Annotated in this window: 17 protein-coding genes; 12 read left to right on the forward strand and 5 right to left on the reverse strand. The window is 59.7% G+C overall.

The features are described from left to right. Window positions 1-30: 30 nt before the first annotated feature. Both ACO77H_RS14335 and ACO77H_RS14340 read right to left on the reverse strand, forming a co-directional pair. Window positions 31-2,034: a peptidase U32 family protein gene (locus ACO77H_RS14335; RefSeq protein WP_169951605.1), complete on the reverse strand. Its 2,004-nt coding sequence runs from the start codon at window positions 2,032-2,034 to the stop codon at window positions 31-33. A 94-nt stretch (window positions 2,035-2,128) separates the two neighbouring features. Next, window positions 2,129-2,503: a RidA family protein gene (locus tag ACO77H_RS14340; protein ID WP_169951607.1), complete on the reverse strand. Its 375-nt coding sequence runs from the start codon at window positions 2,501-2,503 to the stop codon at window positions 2,129-2,131. Between the two features lie 230 nt (window positions 2,504-2,733). On the opposite strand from ACO77H_RS14340, the gene ACO77H_RS14345 reads away from it, so the two are divergent. The 4 genes from ACO77H_RS14345 to ACO77H_RS14360 all read left to right on the forward strand — a co-directional run bounded on the left by ACO77H_RS14345 (window position 2,734) and on the right by ACO77H_RS14360 (window position 5,856). Then, window positions 2,734-3,063, forward strand: a complete 330-nt coding sequence (locus tag ACO77H_RS14345) for a lysozyme inhibitor LprI family protein (protein ID WP_169951610.1) — start codon at window positions 2,734-2,736, stop codon at window positions 3,061-3,063. Next, complete coding sequence (locus ACO77H_RS14350; protein ID WP_170057336.1) at window positions 3,060-3,677, forward strand: dTMP kinase; 618 nt, start codon at window positions 3,060-3,062, stop codon at window positions 3,675-3,677. The genes ACO77H_RS14345 and ACO77H_RS14350 overlap by 4 nt, the downstream gene beginning before the upstream one ends. 257 nt (window positions 3,678-3,934) lie before the next feature. Beyond that, on the forward strand, window positions 3,935-4,600 hold the full coding sequence (locus ACO77H_RS14355; RefSeq protein ID WP_169951614.1) for a TIGR02466 family protein: 666 nt from the start codon (window positions 3,935-3,937) through the stop codon (window positions 4,598-4,600). A 158-nt stretch (window positions 4,601-4,758) separates the two neighbouring features. Then, the gene (locus tag ACO77H_RS14360; RefSeq protein WP_432755756.1) at window positions 4,759-5,856 is read left to right on the forward strand and encodes an alkene reductase; all 1,098 of its coding nucleotides are present in this window, start codon (window positions 4,759-4,761) and stop codon (window positions 5,854-5,856) included. 46 nt (window positions 5,857-5,902) lie between these two features. Here the strand turns inward: ACO77H_RS14360 and ACO77H_RS14365 are convergent, their stop codons facing one another. Then, window positions 5,903-6,787 carry a LysR family transcriptional regulator gene (locus ACO77H_RS14365; RefSeq protein ID WP_169951618.1) on the reverse strand — a complete coding sequence of 295 codons (885 nt, stop codon included), beginning with the start codon at window positions 6,785-6,787 and terminating at the stop codon, window positions 5,903-5,905. Window positions 6,788-7,106: 319 nt separating this feature from the next. On the opposite strand from ACO77H_RS14365, the gene ACO77H_RS14370 reads away from it, so the two are divergent. After that, window positions 7,107-8,288 (forward strand): MFS transporter, encoded by a 1,182-nt coding sequence (locus tag ACO77H_RS14370; RefSeq protein WP_170041416.1) that lies wholly within the window; start codon window positions 7,107-7,109, stop codon window positions 8,286-8,288. A gap of 377 nt (window positions 8,289-8,665) precedes the next feature. On the opposite strand, the gene ACO77H_RS14375 is transcribed toward ACO77H_RS14370, so the two are convergent. Both ACO77H_RS14375 and ACO77H_RS14380 read right to left on the reverse strand, forming a co-directional pair. Then, window positions 8,666-9,100: a hypothetical protein gene (locus ACO77H_RS14375; RefSeq protein WP_170041405.1), complete on the reverse strand. Its 435-nt coding sequence runs from the start codon at window positions 9,098-9,100 to the stop codon at window positions 8,666-8,668. A 154-nt stretch (window positions 9,101-9,254) separates the two neighbouring features. Then, a complete protein-coding gene (locus ACO77H_RS14380; RefSeq protein ID WP_169951688.1) occupies window positions 9,255-10,034 on the reverse strand; it encodes a FadR/GntR family transcriptional regulator in 780 nt (259 codons plus the stop codon). A gap of 165 nt (window positions 10,035-10,199) precedes the next feature. On the opposite strand from ACO77H_RS14380, the gene ACO77H_RS14385 reads away from it, so the two are divergent. From ACO77H_RS14385 to ACO77H_RS14415, 7 genes are all read left to right on the forward strand, one after another. Beyond that, window positions 10,200-11,510, forward strand: coding sequence for an MFS transporter (locus ACO77H_RS14385; RefSeq protein WP_169951690.1), 1,311 nt, complete (start codon window positions 10,200-10,202; stop codon window positions 11,508-11,510). A 15-nt stretch (window positions 11,511-11,525) separates the two neighbouring features. Then, window positions 11,526-12,500, forward strand: coding sequence for a D-erythronate dehydrogenase (gene denD, locus ACO77H_RS14390; RefSeq protein ID WP_169951692.1), 975 nt, complete (start codon window positions 11,526-11,528; stop codon window positions 12,498-12,500). Between the two features lie 20 nt (window positions 12,501-12,520). After that, the gene (otnK, locus tag ACO77H_RS14395) at window positions 12,521-13,813 is read left to right on the forward strand and encodes a 3-oxo-tetronate kinase (protein ID WP_170057332.1); all 1,293 of its coding nucleotides are present in this window, start codon (window positions 12,521-12,523) and stop codon (window positions 13,811-13,813) included. Further along, window positions 13,810-14,448, forward strand: coding sequence for an aldolase (locus ACO77H_RS14400; protein WP_170057331.1), 639 nt, complete (start codon window positions 13,810-13,812; stop codon window positions 14,446-14,448). Before otnK ends, ACO77H_RS14400 begins: the two co-directional genes overlap by 4 nt. Window positions 14,449-14,479: 31 nt before the next feature. Then, entirely contained in the window at window positions 14,480-15,316 is an 837-nt protein-coding gene (otnI, locus tag ACO77H_RS14405) for a 2-oxo-tetronate isomerase (protein WP_432754139.1), read from the forward strand. Between the two features lie 108 nt (window positions 15,317-15,424). Beyond that, the gene (locus tag ACO77H_RS14410; RefSeq protein WP_432754140.1) at window positions 15,425-16,150 is read left to right on the forward strand and encodes a fimbrial biogenesis chaperone; all 726 of its coding nucleotides are present in this window, start codon (window positions 15,425-15,427) and stop codon (window positions 16,148-16,150) included. A 23-nt stretch (window positions 16,151-16,173) separates the two neighbouring features. Beyond that, entirely contained in the window at window positions 16,174-17,160 is a 987-nt protein-coding gene (locus tag ACO77H_RS14415; protein ID WP_170041398.1) for a fimbrial protein, read from the forward strand. Window positions 17,161-17,194: the final 34 nt, after the last annotated feature.

Consider the following 17,194-nt stretch of genomic DNA (forward strand, 5'->3'; position numbering starts at 1 on the left):
CCGGCAAGCCGGCTCCTACAAGGGCGTGGGTCAGTGTGGCGCGCGGGGGATGGTCTTGAGCAGGTCCGCCGGGCTGATATGCCCCACGACCTGCTGCTGCACACCGCTGCCCGGCAACGGCAGGTCGAGGATATGGCCCTTGATCTTGCCCACCACGTGCATTTCACAAGGCTTGCAGTCGAATTTCAGGGTCAGTACTTCGTCGCCATGAATCAGCTGCATCGGCGCGACCTTGGTCCGTACGCCGGTCACGCCCTTGGCCTGCTTGGGGCACAGGTTGAAGGAGAAACGCAGGCAGTGCTTGGTGATCATCACCGGCACTTCACCGGTTTCTTCGTGGGCCTCGTAGGCTGCGTCGATCAACTTCACGCCGTGGCGGTGATAGAAATCGCGGGCCTTCTGGTTGTAGACGTTGGCCAGGAACGACAGGTGCGATTCCGGGTACACCGGCGGCGGTGTGGTTTCGGCCTTGCGACCACCACGGGGGTGGGCCTCGACACGGGCCACGGTCAGCGCTTCGATCACATCGCGGCGCAAGGCCTTGAGTTGCGAGTTGGGAATGAAGTACGCCTGCGGCGCATCCAGCTCGATCGCCGTGGCGTGATACTGGGTGGTGCCCAGTTGGCCAAGCAGGTCGCGCAGGGTGTCCAGTGCCTGTTCCGGCTTGTTGGCCACGCCGAACGGGCCGGGCAGGGTGGTGCTGGCGCTCACGCCTTCTTCACTGGTGGCGGTCAGTTGCAGCTGGTCTTCGCGCAGGCACGCCTGCCAGGACACGCCAATCCGGCGCTCGGCCGAGGTCTTGAGCAACGCTTGCTGCCAGTTATGGTCGAGGTTGCGGTTGAGCGGGTGATTCGGTCGTAGTTGATGCAGGCCCGCCGGCATTTCGTTGGGCTCGACACGGTAGCGGTAGCGCTTTTCGCCGTCTTCTTCGAACTCGCCTTTAGGCTCGGCGATATTGGCGCGAAAACCTACGACTTCGCGCTTGATCAGCACGTTCAGGCCGTCACCGTTGGACAGCGGCTCGTGGGTGATTACCTGCAAGTCGCGTTTGCCGGCTTTTTCCACCACACCTACCGGCAAGCCGGTAAAGGTCGGGGTGTCGAAGGCGCCGATATCAATCTTGCGGTCACTGACAAAGTAGTCGGTGCTGCCGCGGTGGAAGGTCTTTTCCGGGTCTGGCAGGAAGAAATGCGCAGTGCGGCCGCTGGAGGCGCGGGCCAGGTCCGGGCGGTCTTCGAGGATTTCGTCCAGGCGCTGGCGGTAATAGGCGGTGATGTTCTTCACATAGCCCATGTCTTTGTAGCGGCCCTCGATCTTGAACGAGCGCACGCCGGCATCCACCAGGGCGCGCAGGTTGGCGCTCTGGTTGTTGTCTTTCATCGACAACAGGTGTTTTTCAAAGGCGACGACGCGGCCCTGGTCATCCTTGAGGGTGTAGGGCAGGCGGCAGGCCTGGGAGCAGTCGCCACGGTTGGCGCTGCGGCCGTTTTGCGCGTGGGAAATATTGCACTGCCCGGAGAACGCCACGCACAACGCGCCGTGGATGAAGAACTCGATGGCGGCATCGGTTTCATCGGCAATCGCACGGATTTCCTGAAGGTTCAGCTCGCGGGCCAGCACCAGTTGGGAAAACCCGGCCTGGTCGAGGAACTTGGCCCGGTTCAGGGTGCGGATGTCGGTCTGGGTGCTGGCATGCAGCTCGATGGGCGGGATATCCAGCTCCATCACGCCCAGGTCCTGGACGATCAACGCATCAACCCCGGCATCGTACAACTGGTGGATCAGCTTGCGCGCTGGCTCCAGTTCGTCGTCATGCAGGATGGTGTTGATGGTGGTGAACACGCGGGCGTGGTAACGACGGGCGAACTCCACCAGTTGGGCGATCTCGCTCACGTCGTTGCAGGCGTTGTGGCGCGCACCGAAGCTCGGGCCGCCGATATACACAGCGTCGGCGCCGTGCAGGATAGCCTCGCGCGCGATGGCGACATCGCGGGCAGGGCTGAGCAATTCCAGATGATGCTTGGGCAAGGACATAGTTTTTTTAGTCAGGCTTGTCACGGTTGAGGTGCGCATTGTAGCCGTGAATCGCCTGACCGGCACCCGCTGGATGCCCAATAACCTGCCGGGCTCAGCCCTTGGCGGCCATCGCCGTGACTTCCACGCGCATGCCTTCGACCGCCAATGCGGCCACGCCAACAGCCGCACGCACCGGCCAGGGTTTGCCGAAGAAGCGCTTGTACACCTCGTTGAATGCGGCGCGGTCGGCCATGTCAGTGAGGTAGATGGTCAAGTGCATGACCCGGTCCATGGAACTACCTGCACGTTCAAGGGCGACCTTGAGGGCTTGCAAGGTGCATTCACTTTGCACGGTGATATCGCCCAGCTCCAGGCTGCCATCGGCACGCACGGGGATTTGGGTGGAGACCAGGATGCCGTTGAAGCCGATCACGTCGGATGAGATGGAATCGGGGTCGAGGTCGGGGGTGTAGTCTAGGTGGCTCATGGGGGCTCTTTTATTCAAGAAGTGGATCAGGCCGGCAGTTTACCCGGGGGCAACGTGTGCCACAGCTGATTTGAGAGTTAGATGATGTCGAAAACGGCTGGCTAAAATGCCACTATTGCGCACAAGTACTTTGCTGGCCTGGACATTGGAGCTTTAAAGGCATGACGGTTAAACATTATCCATCAAGGCTTATCCTAGTAGGCGAACCCAATACCGTTAGGAACCCCCTCATGCATTTATTTATCCGAGCGGCGCTGTTGCCAGTGGCCATTTTTGTCCTCGACGCACACGCCCAGACGGGGCCTTCGTTCAAGTGCAGCGCGAACTTGAGCAGCTCAATAGAGACGCTGATCTGCGCCAGCGAAGCGCTTAGCGCCCTTGATCGCCAAATGGCGAGCACCTACAGCGCCGCGCTGAAAAAGGCCGGTAGCCAGGCCAAGATGCTCAAGGCCGAACAACGTGGCTGGATCAAGGGCCGCAACGACTGCTGGAAGGCTGACGACAAACAGGCCTGCGTGCGCGACAGTTACAAGCAGCGGTTGGTTGAACTGCAGCAATGAATCGTCTGCTGTTTGTTGCTCTGGATGGGCCCAAGGGCACCGGCAAAACCACACTGTTGGAAGCCGTTACCAAAGCACTAAGGGCGGACAACAAAAAGGTCATCCGACTGTGCGAGAAAAAAAGCGATCCCTTTAGACGGGAAACAATGACCCTCGTTAACACGCTGGTCAGAAATCCCTCGCGGGACCTGGAGTGGGAGATTTGTGAACGCCTCGCGGACAGCCGTGCGTGGATTTCTCAACACGTCCTGGCTAAACAGCTACCCGGTAGGATTGTGTTGATTGATCGCTGGTACCCATCCGATGCAGCGTTTCGCCGCATAGTGCCGTTTGCAGAGATTCTGCAATTGAACATTGACCGAAACGTGCAAGTACCGGACTTGCATGTGGGGATTGTCACCGCACCTGGGGTTTCATGGGCGAGGGCTGCGGCGCGACGGCGTGGGCTGAGCAGCACGGTGATCCATAGGTTGGAAGAACATGTGGCGTGTACCGAGGCGTTCGAGCGAGCGGTTGCGAATCACGGTTGGGTTTTATGTCGGAATGAAGGATCGATCGAAGACGCAACAAGGCAGGTGGTTGCTGAGATCTATAGAGTACTTAGTGTCTCGTGATTACTTTGGAAGTATAGGTTTACCGTATCCAGAGTATTTTGTGGTGTTTGCCGGGTTAACACGGGAGCCGGTCTTGTTTCTGTTGATAATTACCTGCGAACTTCGCGCGATTGAGGCGTGATCGTTAGCCGCGGGATGAAAGCTGATCAACTTATGTAGTTTGACTGAAGTCCATAAATTTTTAACAAAGGTTTACATATGTGCTTTAGTTCGTCAGGTAAGGTCTGCTGCAATTAACGCAACTTGGTCGACGCTCAATGCACTCCAGCAATAACCCGGTAAACCCTGAGCTGATAAACATCAGGCGACTGTTTGCAACTCCCCTGGCCTGTCTCCAGTACCCCGATGCAGAAGAACTCAATGCAGAGCTCAAAACCCTGATCACCTGTCGCATGGCGAGCGATCAGGGCGGCACGCAGCGTAGTAACGACGGCGGCTGGCAGTCGGCCAGCGACTTCCCGGAATGGGGCGGGCAGGCCTGCGATGCGTTGGTCGGCTTTGCCAAGGAGTTCGCCACTCAACTGACGGCGGTGCATAGCGAGCAGTACGGCCTAACTGAACCGAGTTTTGCATGGAAACTCAATGCCTGGGTAAACGTTAACCAGGCGGGCCACAGCAATGCGTTGCATGGCCACCCGGGGGCATTTTGGTCGGGGGTTTATTGGGTGGATGCGGGCGGGCGAGAGGAGGATCCGGCTGTTGGCGGTGACCTGGAGTTTATCGACCCACGCGGTATGGTTGCATCGACCTACAATCCTGCGTTGCGCATGAGAGTGGAAGATTGTCTTACCGCCGGTTTTAGTACGACTTATGCCGCTACCAGCGGAACGTTCATTATGTTCCCGTCGTGGCTGATGCATTCCGTAAGACGTTTTGAAGGGACGCGTCCGCGTATTTCTATTGCCTTTAATTTTGGCGCTTGAGTTACCCACCTTCTTTTGATCATGCTGGCTTTGCGTCTGCCTACCATCGCATTATCCGGATTCACCGGAATATATTTCCCGAACCGAGTCGATTATCAAGAAATCCCCTCATAGATATTCTGTGGTCATTGGCACCACCGACTATCTACGAGGAGACACTGATGTCCACACTTTTTACCCCTGGCGTTGTTGGCCAACTGCACACCCCCAACCGTGTAGTCATGGCGCCCATGACCCGCTCGCGCAGCACCCAGCCTGGCGATGTGCCGAACGCCATGAACGCGGTGTATTACGCACAGCGGGCGTCGGCCGCGTTCATTGTTACTGAAGCCACGCAGATCTCGCCCCAGGGCAAGGGCTATTCATTCACCCCAGGTATTTACAGTGACGAACAGGTCGCCGGCTGGCGCCTGGTGACCGATGCGGTGCATGCCGCTGGCGGGCGAATTTTCCTGCAGTTGTGGCATGTAGGGCGTATGTCGCACCCTGATTTCCACAATGGCCAATTGCCGGTCGCGCCGTCTGCAATTGCGTTTGACGGCAGCATCTGGAAAGTGGACGCCGAATCGGCTGTCGGCAGCATGGCCCCGTGCCCGACACCACGGGCGCTGGAGCGTAACGAAATCCACGCCATCGTCGACGATTATCGTAAGGCTGCGCGTAATGCCATGACCGCGGGTTTCGACGGTGTCGAAGTGCATGGGGCCAACGGCTACCTGATCGACCAGTTCCTACGTACCACGTCTAATGTTCGTACAGATGAGTACGGCGGATCGCGCGAGAACCGCCTGCGCTTTCTCAAGGAAGTCATGGATGCAGTGATTGATGAAGTGGGAGCCGCCCGTACGGCGATCCGCGTTGCGCCGTTTCTTACGGCACGTGGCATGGCGTGCCCGGACATTCTGCCCACCTTGTTGGAAGCAACCAGCTATTTGCAAGGCAAGGGCATTGCCTACCTGCACCTGGTCGAAGCGGACTGGGATGATGCCCCCAAGTTTCCCGAGGACTTCCGCCAAGCCGTGCGCGAGCGCTTTCGCAATGCGATTGTGGTGGCCGGTAAGTACGACCTGGAACTCGCAGAATGGGTCCTGGAAAAAGGCTACGCAGATTATGTTGCCTTCGGACGCAAGTTTGTCGCCAATCCGGATCTGCCTCTGCGGCTGGAGAAGGGGTACCCGTTAGCGGGTCTCGAAGGTGCCGAGCTATTTGGCGGTACCGAACGTGGCTACTCGGATTTTTCCGCCTGGGCTCAGTAGGGCGCAAGCTCTCAGGTCAGCTCTGAAACATCTCCTTGGAGCGCGCTCAAGTTGCCAGCTTCAAGGAGATTTCGTCCATCAGCAGTTTGACCCGGCGCGGCACTACGTGGCCGGAAGGGTAGACAATCTGCAAGTCCACGCCCGGCAGAGAGTAGCTCTCCAGCACCTCGACCAGTCGGCCTGCGTCCAAGTCATCACGCACATCGATGTAGGACTTGATACAGATGCCGTGACCGGCCAGGCACCACTGGCGCACCTGATCACCGTCATTGGCAATACGCCTGCCTGACACCAGAACCTTGAATGTACGACCATCGGCGCGGAACTGCCATTCACGGTGGATGCTGCTGCCAAAGCGCATCAGGATGCACTGCTGTTGCGCCAGGTCCGATGGGTGTTGGGGCGTGCCGTGGGCCGTGAGATAAGCGGGGGATGCACACACGACCCTACGGCCCTCGCTGAGCTTTCTGACGCGCAGGGTGCTGTCGGACAGGGCGCCATATCGAATGGCGAAATCAATCCCTTGCCCCGCGAGATCCAGGTAGCCATCGGTCAGGTTCAGGTCGAGGCTGACGTTGGGATGCGCCTGCAGAAAGTCATCAAGGATCGGCACGATGCGGTTGCGGCCCAGGTCGACGGGGACGCTCAGGCGTATCAGGCCCGAGATCCTTTCGGTGCCCAGTTTGATATTGCTCTCGATGTCTTCAGCTTCGGCGAGCAGGCGCCGGGCGCCCTCCATCAGCATCCGTCCTTCGTCCGTCAGGCTGATCGAACGTGTCGTACGGGTCAGCAGGGTTGCGCCGTAGTGCCTTTCCAGAGCCCCGAGCCGTTCCGACACAGACGTGGGCGAAAGTCCGACCTCGCGGCCTGCCGCCGACAATCCGCCTTTCTCGACAATCAATAAAAACAGCGCGAGGTTCTCGAAGAGCATTATCCGGATTTCCCTGAATATGATTGTGCTTTTGAATGGATTCTACGCCTTGGGCTTCAAGGATATCGTTTCTGCATTCACTCTTGAGGAACGACATCGTGCATATCGATCACGTCACCCTACGAACCCGCGACCTTCGCGCTATCCGCGACTTCCTGATTCAAGTCTTTGACCTGGAGGAGGGCACTCGCCCCCACGAAATCCGTGGCAGCGGATTTTTTTGCGCACCCCGGGCGGGCAGTTGCTAGAGACCGTTTTCCCTGGCCCCTCTTCTGAAAACAGCTGGTAGCCCCCCAACCGCACCCGTGGAGAAACACCGATGACTGACTCAACCAAAATGCCTTTTCAAGTATGGATCCTCACGCTGGCGGCGTTCGCCATTGGTACGGCGGAGTTTGTGATCGCCGGTATCCTGCCGCAAGTGGCTGAAAGCCTGGCGATCAGCGAAGGCCAGACAGGATCGTTGATCACTGCCTATGCCCTATCCATTGTCGTGGGGGGGCCTTTGCTGACCCTGTGGCTATCGCGCTTTGAGAAACGCAATGTGTTACTGGGGTTGATGGTGCTGTTTATCGTCGCCAACCTGATCACCGCGCTCAGCCAGGATTACACCGTGCTGCTGATCAGCCGTGTCCTGGCCGGCCTGACCCAAGGCCCGTTTTATGGGATCGGCGCGGTAGTTGCCACGCGTTTGGTCGCGCCGCAGATGGCGGGGCGTGCAGTGGGCCAAATGTTTGCTGGCCTGACCCTGGCCAATGTACTGGGTGTGCCGGCAGGGGCGTGGATTGGCAATGCGCTGGGGTGGCACGCAGCGTTTTTTGTGGTCGCGGCATTGGGGGCAGTGGCAGCCGTGGCGATTGCCACTAACATCGAGCGACAAGGACAGGAAAAGGCCGTCTCCGTGATGGGGCAACTGGCTGGGCTACGTGACCGTAACTTGTTGGCGAGCCTGCTGATTACCGTTCTCAGTTGGGTTGGCTTCATGACGTTCTACGGTTACGTGGCGCCCTTTGCCGAGCAAGTTGCAAGCATCGATCGCGGTAACGTCACGTGGGTGTTGATGATCGTTGGGATTGGCCTGGTCATCGGCAATAGCCTGGGTGGCAGGACCGCCGATGCCAACCTGCGTCTGTCGCTGATTGGCTGGCCTTTGGCGATGATCGCGTCGCTGGTCGTGGCGTACCTAGTGTCGAGCAACCCATACGCGTTTCTGTTGGCTGTTTTTGCCTTTGGTGTAACCTCATTTGCCAATGTCCCGGCGCTGCAGATGCGGGTGATGAACTACGGCGGTAAAGCGCCGGAGTTGGCAGCCACGGCGAATATCTCGGCGTTCAATGTTGCCAACGCCCTGGGTGGAATGATTGGTGGCGCAGTCATTGACAGCCATTTCGGTGCACAAGCGATTCCATTTGCGGCGGCGATTATTCCTATCGTCGGTGTGTTGTTTATCCTGACCCAAGAGCGCAAGGGCCCAACTGCAGCGGTTTCGTTGTTTAAGTGATCAACAAGGGCGTCCCGTTCAGTTCACCTTCGGTGCGCAACGTTCAGCGTGCGAACGATCTGGAGTTGCGTATCTGTCAGGCTGCGGTAACGAGTGCGGTCGGAACGAGCATTGATGATATGGCTCTCAAAGCGCCGCTCTAGGCTTGTACAAGCAGCGGTAGTCGTTGACCTGAAGAGAACCTGCATTGAATCAGTTTCATCGACAGCCACTTGATTTAACATAATATACATTATGCGAACTATCCTATGCGGAGCTGGGGGGCTCTGGAGGCTGCTTTTCACTAAGCGACCTAGAACCACTGCGTGCCAGATTCAAAAGCAGCCTCCGTCGCCGTCACTGACTTGCCTTCGTTTGAGTCTTGGGCCATCTGACGTTTATGGCGAGTCAGCACACCGTTCACCAACACTGTGATGAAATCGATATCGTTGCCCGTCGTAACGCAGTACTGGGAAACAAGAGCCCGGGCCGCCGACCTTGACATCAGGCCAACCATTACTGCCTTTGCTAGCGAGAAACTCAGCGGCGCCGCTTTCTTTGAGCATGAGTTTCCAGTGGCCGTCAGACTGCTGACTGACTAGATAAAATCCAGTACCCGCTTGCCCATAACAGTAAGTGCTGCCTTCGGTAATCAACGCATCCGGCCGGCCGTCACCGTTCAGGTCCTCAACCAATTCCATGGTTACCGGCGTGTAGCTACCTGTTGTCTCGATTTCGCACTCCGACGTCTCTTGGTTAAATCCAGCAGCGCGGAATGCTTTTAACTGCTCGCTACGCGGTAGTTCATCCGCCAGCGCTGTAGCACTGATCACGAAACATGCCACCCACAGACCTGACGTAAGCCTTCCCCGCATATAGATCGTCCCTATATGATGCCAAACGTTTAGCTATGCTCTTGACTATAACTAAACTAAATAACTGTTTAGTTTAGTTATAATAATCCACTTACACTCCCAAGCTAAAATGCTAACCCTTCCTCGCCCCCGGACTCTGCCAAAACGCAGGATCAGCACTCTTGAGCCGCTCAACCGCATTATTGATATGCTCCAGCGCCGCCTGGCGCGCGGCTTGCGGGTCGCGTGCGGCAATGGCGGCGTACACCGCAAAGTGCTCGGCCCGGACGGTCTTGGCCAGGTCGCGGCGGCGTTCTTCGTTGGAGCGGGTGATGCGGATCGCTTCTTTGATGAACTGCGCGATGAATTCGTGCAATGACGGATACAGCGGATTGCCGGTCGCCTTGGAAATGGAGTGATGGAACGCCAAGTCCTCCTCAACCCCGTCGCGACTCCCCTGCTCGGCCGTATCAATGGCCTTCAGCGCCTGGTGGATCGCTTCCAGTTGCGCCGGAGAGTGCCGTTGCGCCGCCAGTGCCGCCGCTTCGCCTTCGATGCCACGGCGTAGTTCGGTGACGCGCAACACTGCCTCGATCGACCCGCCCACATCCAGGTCAATGGTGAACGCCTTGATGTGCGCACCTTCGCTGACCACCGTGCCGCTGCCCTGGCGCACCTCCACCAGGCCGGCTGACTTGAGGCGCGAAATGGCCTCACGGATAACCGTCCGGCTCACGCCGAAGCGCTCGGCGAGTACGGGCTCGGTGGGCAGGCGATCGCCCGGCAGTGCTTCGCCGTTGGCGATGTAGGCCTTGAGGGCCGCCGTCACCTGGTCGGACAGTGTGCCCTTGGCGGAGTCCTTGAGGACGCCCAGCGCATCGGCACTACAGGAAGACTTGTCAGCAGTGGGCATAGAAAGCTCTGGCTCAAATCTGTGAAAGGTACTGCATTTTAGACCCGGCGTCCCCTGGGGATTTAGTCGTTGAATTCGTATGACGTATTATGATAAAAAACGCCCCATCATGTAATCCGACACACACAACGCCACCCACTATAAAAATAAGGATGGGGGAAACACATGACTGAGTCAGTGATTCAAACCAGTACTGCCGTACCCGCAGATCGCTTCGAGAACCTGGCGTATCGCAAAGTGGCGTGGCGGATCATGCCGCTGTTGCTGCTGTGCTATCTGGTCGCCTACCTGGACCGGGTGAACGTCGGTTTCGCCAAGTTGCAGATGTCTGACGATTTGCAGTTTTCCGAAGCCGTCTACGGCCTTGGTGCAGGGATCTTCTTCATTGCCTACTTCCTCGTCGAGGTGCCCAGCAACCTGATCCTGCATCGCGTCGGCGCGCGCTTGTGGATCGCCCGCATCATGATCACCTGGGGCATCATCTCCTCGGCCATGGCCCTGGTGACCACGCCGACATCCTTCTACATCATGCGTTTCCTGCTGGGGATTGCCGAGGCCGGGTTCTATCCGGGTGTCATCCTGTATCTGTCCTATTGGTTCCCGACCCACCGCCGCGGCAAGATGTACGCCCTGTTTGCCACCGCTGTGCCGCTGTCCGGGCTGATTGGCGCGCCGCTGTCCGGCTGGATCATGAGCGCGTTCAACGGTATGCATGGATATGCCGGCTGGCAATGGCTGTTCTTCCTTGAAGGGCTGCCCTCGATTGCCGTCGGTTTCCTCGTGGTGTTCTGCCTCAGCGACCGGATCTCCAGCGCTGGCTGGCTCACCCGCGAAGAAAAAACCCTGCTGCAGGCACGCATTGACGCCGAAGCCGTCGGCCACCAGAAGCACAGCCTTAAAGAGGTGTTCCTGCAACCGCGTATCTGGCTGTTGACGGCCATCTACTTCTGCATGATCGCCGGGTTCTACACCGTCGGTTTCTGGTTGCCGACCCTTATCCGCCAGGCCGGCGTCAGCGATGTGTTTGAGGTGGGCATGCTCACCGCCATCCCGTACGCCGCCGCGGCAGTCACCATGATCGTGGTTTCACGCAGTGCCGACCGGCTGCGCGAACGGCGCTGGCACCTGGCGCTGACCGCCGTGCTCGGGGGTATCGGCCTGTTCATCTCCGCCACCTGGAGCGACAACTTTACCGTGTCGATGATCGGCCTGACCCTGGGCTCGATGGGGGCCATGAGCACCCTGCCCTTGTTCTGGAGCCTGCCGACAGCCTTCCTCGGCGGCACGGCTGCCGCTGCTGGTATTGCGCTGATCAACTCCTGGGGCAACCTGGCGGGCTTTGTCTCGCCGTACCTGATGGGCTTCCTCAAGGACCTGACCCACAGCACCACAATCGGCATGTACGTGATGGCGAGCGCCCTGTTCCTCGGCGCCCTGCTGGTCTTCAGAATTCCCGGAAAACTCGTCAACCGCTGACGTTTGGAGTAACTCATGAATATTCTCGTGACCGGTGCAGCCGGCTTCCTCGGCCGGCGCCTGATCGAAGCGCTGCTGCTGCGTGGTTCGCTCACCGACCGCACTGGCCAGTCGCGGCCCATCGGGCAGATCGTCGCCTTCGACATGGTCGAACTCACAGGGATCGCTGATCCCCGGGTCAAAGTGGTGTGTGGCGATATCGCCAACGCGCAAGTGCTGGAAAGCCTGATCGATGCCAACACAGACAGCATCTTCCATTTGGCTGCGGTGGTTTCCAGCCAGGCCGAAGGCGACTTTGAATTGGGCATGCGCATCAACTTCAGCGCAACCCAGAACATGCTGGAGCGCGTGCGCCAGCTCGGTACGTGCCCCAAATGGGTGATGACCAGCTCTGTCGCGGTGTTCGGCGGACAGTTGCCGGAACAGGTGCCGGATAATCAGGTCTGGGCGCCGCAAAGCTCCTACGGCACGCAAAAAGCCATGAACGACTTGCTGCTCGCCGACTACAGCCGGCGCGCCTTCGTCGATGGTCGCAGCCTGCGCATGCCGACCATCGTGGTGCGCCCAGGCAAACCCAACCTGGCGGCCTCCAGCTTCGCCAGCGGGATTATCCGCGAGCCGCTCAACGGCCAACCCAGCGTGTGTCCGGTACCACTCGACACCCGCCTGTGGCTGATGTCGCCGGCACAGGCCATTGGCAACCTGATTCATGGCCATGAACTGGGTGGCGAGCAACTGGTCCAGGGCCGGGTGATCAACATGCCGGGCCTGTCGATCACCGTTGAGCGCATGATCGATGCCCTGCGCCAGACCGCCGGTGCGCAAGTGGCCGAACGGATTCGCATGGAGCCCAACCAGGCGATCGAGCGCATCGTCGGCTCCTGGCCCGGCGCCTTTTGCGCCACCTACTCCCGGGACCTGGGCTTTACCGCAGACGAGCATTTCACTGATGTGATCGAGCAATTCATCCATGAATACCAGCCCGGCTAAACCCGATTGAGGAGCGCACCATGTTGAACGCCCCTGCCCGGCCGCTGCTGGGCTGCATTGCCGACGATTTCACCGGAGCCACGGACCTGGCCAATATGCTGGTGCGCGGCGGCATGCGTACTGTGCAGAGCATCGGCATACCCGCTGCCGATGTCGCCAGCCAGCTCGACGCCGATGCAATCGTCATTGCCCTCAAGTCACGCACGGTGCCGGCCGCCGATGCCGTCGCGCAGTCCCTCGAAGCGCTGCACTGGCTGCGCGAGCGCGGCTGCGAGCAGATATTTTTCAAATACTGCTCGACATTCGACTCCACGGCGGCCGGCAATATCGGCCAGGTCAGCGACGCCTTGCTGGACGCGCTGGGTAGCGATTTCACCCTCGCCTGCCCGGCGTTCCCGGAAAACGGGCGCACGGTGTTTCGCGGGCATTTGTTCGTGCAAGACCAATTGCTCAGCGAGTCGGGCATGCAGCATCACCCGCTGACGCCAATGACTGACGCCAACCTGGTTCGCGTGTTACAGGCGCAGACCCAAGGCAAGGTCGGCCTGTTGCGCTATGACAGCGTGGCCGGCGGCGTCGAGAGCATCCGCGCGCGCATCGCTCAGTTGCGCGCCGACGGGGTCAGCATGGCTGTCGCCGATGCCCTGTGCGATACCGATCTCTATCTGCTGGGCGAGGCCTGTGCGCAGTTGCCGCTGCTCACTGGCGGTTCCGGGTTGGCCCTGGGCTTGCCGGGCAACTTTCGGCGTGCCGGCAAATTGCGCACGCTGGACGCTACACAAGTGCCCGCCGTCAAAGGCGCTGAGGTGGTGCTTGCGGGCAGCGCTTCCCAGGCCACCAGGGGGCAGGTCGCGAATTGGTTGCAGGCAGGTCGCCCGGCCTTGCGTATCGACCCGCTGGCATTGGCGGCGGGAAAACCGGTGGTCGAGGAGGCGCTGGCCTTCGCCGCCGACCATGCGCAAACTGTGCTGATCTACGCCACCAACACGGCCGATGAGGTCAAGGCGGTCCAGCGCGAATTAGGCGCCGAGCGTGCGGGGCACCTGGTGGAGCAAGCCATGGGGCGGATCGCCAGCGGGCTGCGCGAGGCCGGTGTGCGGCGCTTTGTGGTCGCCGGCGGGGAAACCTCGGGCGCCGTGGTCCAGGCGCTGAATATCCAGCTATTGCAGATCGGCGCGCAAATCGACCCAGGGGTGCCCGCCTGCGTCAGCACGCCCGGGGAACCCCTGGCACTGGCGCTCAAGTCGGGTAACTTCGGCGGTGTGGATTTCTTCGACAAGGCCCTCAAGCAACTGGCAGGAGTTCGGACATGAGCAACGAAAATACCCTGCGTGAAGAGATCTGTGACGTCGGCGCTTCGTTGTACACCCGTGGCTACACGGTGGGCAGCGCCGGCAATATCAGCGCGCGCCTGGAGGACGGCTGGTTGATCACGCCCACGGACGCATGCCTGGGGCGTCTCGACCCGGCGGCGATTGCCAAGGTCAACCTGGCCGGGGAATGGGTCAGTGGCGACAAACCGTCCAAGACCCTGGCCCTGCACCGTCAGGTCTACGATCGCAACCCTGGGGTGGGCGGCGTGGTCCACACCCACTCGACCCATCTGGTGGCGTTGACGCTGGCCGGGGTCTGGCAGGAGGATACAATCCTGCCGCCGTTGACCCCTTACCAAGTGATGAAAGTCGGGCGCATCCCGCAGATCGCCTATGAGCGCCCCGGCTCTCCCAAGGTGGCCGAGCGGGTGGCGCAGCTGGCCAACCGTGTGCGCGGGGTGATGCTTGAGCGCCTCGGGCCGGTGATCTGGGAAAGCTCGGTGTCCAAAGCCAGCTATGCCCTGGAAGAATTGGAAGAAACCGCACGCCTGTGGCTGATGACCGATCCGCGCCCCGCTCCCCTGCCCCAGTCGGCACTGGATGAGTTGCACGCGGCCTTTGGTGTTCAGTGGTAACCCAGATTGATTGTTCACCCCTGGAGTCTTCATGCCTCGTTTCGCTGCCAACCTCAGCATGCTTTACCCCGAACATGATTTTCTCGACCGTTTTGCCGCCGCCGCTGCCGATGGTTTCCAGGCCGTGGAATACATGTTCCCCTACGCCTACCCCGCGCAACAGTTGAAACAACGGCTCGACGACAATGGCCTGGTCCAGGCCCTGTTCAACGCGCCGCCCGGCGATGTTGCGGCGGGCGAGAAAGGCACCGTGTCCCTGCCTGGTCGTGAATCGGAGTTTCGCTCAGGTTTCGACCAGGCCCTGGAATATGCCGCCGTCCTGGGCAACGACCGCATTCACGTAATGGCCGGGCTGCTGGCAAACGAAGCGGATCGCGCCAGGCACCAGCAAACCTACCTGGAAAACCTCGGCTACGCGGCCACACAAGCCGCCAAGAGCGGCGTCACCGTGTTGCTGGAGCCGATCAACACCCGGGACATACCGGGGTTTTTCCTCAATCACCAGCATCAGGCGCACGCCATCTGTAAAGCCGTCGGCCATGCCAACCTGAAAGTCCAGTTCGATATCTACCATTGCCAGATTGTCGAGGGCGACGTGGTGACGAAGCTGCGCCAGGACTTCGCCGGTATCGGCCACATCCAGATCGCGGGCGTGCCGGATCGCCACGAGCCGGACCTGCATAACGAGCTGAACTATCCCTATCTGTTCGAACTGATCGACCAACTGGGCTATACCGGCTGGGTGGGTTGCGAATACCGGCCGCGCGGCAACACATCCAAGGGCCTGCAATGGCTGCGTGATTGGCAGGCACGCCCAAACAAGAGCGTCACTTTTGGCGCAGACAAGCAGAACGCGCCCCAGCCCTGAGCCTGCAAATGTGGCTTTTAAGAATCGCCTGAGAGAATCCCCAGCGCCCACCTCCTAACATGAGCCCCGAAGCCATTCCAAACCTATCCAGGGAAGCTGCGGGCCCTCATGTCACCACTCAAGCATTTGCCATTCTGCCGGTCCCTGCTCTGGATCAGTGCGCTGCTTGCAGCGCTGCTGGCCCTGGCGCCCTGCGCGCAGGCGACGGTCAAGATTGAAGGCACGCGCCTGATCTACTTTGGCCAATATAAAGAAGCCAGCATCAACATCGTCAATCAGTCCCCCGGTGAACTGGTGGTGCAAAGCTGGGTCACCCGCGAGGACGATGATGCAACTTCGCCGGTGCCCTTTGCCGTGGTTCAGCCGCTGGTTCGCCTGGATGCTCAACAGCATCACCTGCTGCGTATTCTGTATGCCGGCGAAGGATTGCCCGACGACGTGGAATCGATGTTCTTGCTCAACGTCATGGAAATCCCGCTGAAGCCGCAAGCCACCGACAGCGTGCAATTTGCCGTGCGCCAGCGTCTCAAGCTGTTCTATCGCCCGCCTGGGCTTGTCGGCAGCTCGTCAGAGGCGGTGCCACGCTTGATGTGGGAGCGCACCGATGGGCAGTCCATAGCGGTCACCAATCCGAGTGCGTTTCACCTGTCCCTGATCGATGTGCAAATCGACGCCGGCGGCCAGGTTCAGGCGCTGGATGACTACGCATTGCTCAAGCCCGGGGAACGCAAAGTCTTCAGTGCCAAGGCCCCCATCAGCGCCGGGAGCCAAATCAACTTTACCGAAATCACCGATATCGGCTTGCAGGCCCGCCATCGTGCGGCCCTCAAGTGATGGTTCGTGGGGAACACCGACCTATGTCACACCTTAAATACCTGCTCCTGGCCACCTTGCTTGCCTGCGCTGCCCTCCCCGCTACCAGCTATGCGCTGGCCTGTCGGGTGGACGGTAGCGGTTCTGTCGCTGACACCGCGCCCCTGGGCACGGCATTGGCAGTAGCGGCCGATGCGCCGGATGGCACGATTATCTGGGAGTCGGGCCCACGCTCGGTCAACGTGATTTGCAAGGATGACTTTGACCATGGCCGCGAAGAAGTGTTTTTTTACCTGAACCCGGCAAGCGTCAGTATCGGTCAGGGCATTCGTGCCGGGATTCGCTATAACTCGGTGCCGATCACCCAAAGCAGTGGCAAGTACGGTACTGGGTTCTACTCCGACCGCGGTTGCAACTTGTCAAACTGCGTCGGTTGGGACAAGGCCCGGTTCACCCTCAACTTCAGCGTGTTTATCGAGAAATTTGGTACCACGCCGCAAAACGGCCAGGCCAGTACCCTGTCGCAATACCGGGTCTTTCAACTGGACGGTATTACGGGGCTCAACAACCGCCCCAACAGCAACCTCAATTACATCGTCACCGGCGTCAACGACATCCGCTTCGTGCCCTGCACGCCAGACCTGACGATCACGCCCAACGTGGTGAACTTTCCCAAGCCCTCGCGCAAGGCGCAGATCGGCGAGGTGGCAAGCACCGCCACCTTCAGCTTGAGCCTGCGCAAAGCCTGCGACACCCCGTATACGGTGAGCGCGCGCTTCGCCACCACCCCGGGCGGCGGGAACGTGATCAATGGCCTGTTGGTGCCGGCCAATAACAGTTCCGTGGGCATTTCGTTGGCCTGGGACTATACCAATCAGCATCTGCCCTTTAATGAATGGTTCCCCCTGGCCCGAATGAATGGTGCTAATCAGACCTTCCGCCAAGACTTCAGGGCGGACTTGAAGTGGCGCAGCCTGCCCATTCCCGGCGCGTTCGATGCGGCGGTCGTGGTCGATATGTTCTACAAGTAACGGCACCGGCGCTTTTAAGGATCGTCTTATGCCC

Origin of the sequence: Pseudomonas sp. WMBT8 (assembly GCF_050916005.1) — a bacterium.
Lineage (GTDB): Bacteria > Pseudomonadota > Gammaproteobacteria > Pseudomonadales > Pseudomonadaceae > Aquipseudomonas.

Bases quoted from the DNA above. Each gene is read 5' to 3' on its own strand.
- otnI (WP_432754139.1), top strand. From the start codon at position 14,480: ATGCCTCGTTTCGCTGCCAACCTCAGCATGCTTTACCCCGAACATGAT.
- ACO77H_RS14340 (WP_169951607.1), bottom strand. From the start codon at position 2,503: ATGAGCCACCTAGACTACACCCCCGACCTCGACCCCGATTCCATCTCA.
- ACO77H_RS14380 (WP_169951688.1), bottom strand. From the start codon at position 10,034: ATGCCCACTGCTGACAAGTCTTCCTGTAGTGCCGATGCGCTGGGCGTC.
- ACO77H_RS14370 (WP_170041416.1), top strand. From the start codon at position 7,107: ATGACTGACTCAACCAAAATGCCTTTTCAAGTATGGATCCTCACGCTG.
- ACO77H_RS14365 (WP_169951618.1), bottom strand. From the start codon at position 6,787: ATGCTCTTCGAGAACCTCGCGCTGTTTTTATTGATTGTCGAGAAAGGC.
- ACO77H_RS14415 (WP_170041398.1), top strand. From the start codon at position 16,174: ATGTCACACCTTAAATACCTGCTCCTGGCCACCTTGCTTGCCTGCGCT.
- otnK (WP_170057332.1), top strand. From the start codon at position 12,521: ATGTTGAACGCCCCTGCCCGGCCGCTGCTGGGCTGCATTGCCGACGAT.
- ACO77H_RS14345 (WP_169951610.1), top strand. From the start codon at position 2,734: ATGCATTTATTTATCCGAGCGGCGCTGTTGCCAGTGGCCATTTTTGTC.
- ACO77H_RS14350 (WP_170057336.1), top strand. From the start codon at position 3,060: ATGAATCGTCTGCTGTTTGTTGCTCTGGATGGGCCCAAGGGCACCGGC.
- ACO77H_RS14355 (WP_169951614.1), top strand. From the start codon at position 3,935: ATGCACTCCAGCAATAACCCGGTAAACCCTGAGCTGATAAACATCAGG.
- ACO77H_RS14335 (WP_169951605.1), bottom strand. From the start codon at position 2,034: ATGTCCTTGCCCAAGCATCATCTGGAATTGCTCAGCCCTGCCCGCGAT.
- denD (WP_169951692.1), top strand. From the start codon at position 11,526: ATGAATATTCTCGTGACCGGTGCAGCCGGCTTCCTCGGCCGGCGCCTG.
- ACO77H_RS14410 (WP_432754140.1), top strand. From the start codon at position 15,425: ATGTCACCACTCAAGCATTTGCCATTCTGCCGGTCCCTGCTCTGGATC.
- ACO77H_RS14385 (WP_169951690.1), top strand. From the start codon at position 10,200: ATGACTGAGTCAGTGATTCAAACCAGTACTGCCGTACCCGCAGATCGC.
- ACO77H_RS14400 (WP_170057331.1), top strand. From the start codon at position 13,810: ATGAGCAACGAAAATACCCTGCGTGAAGAGATCTGTGACGTCGGCGCT.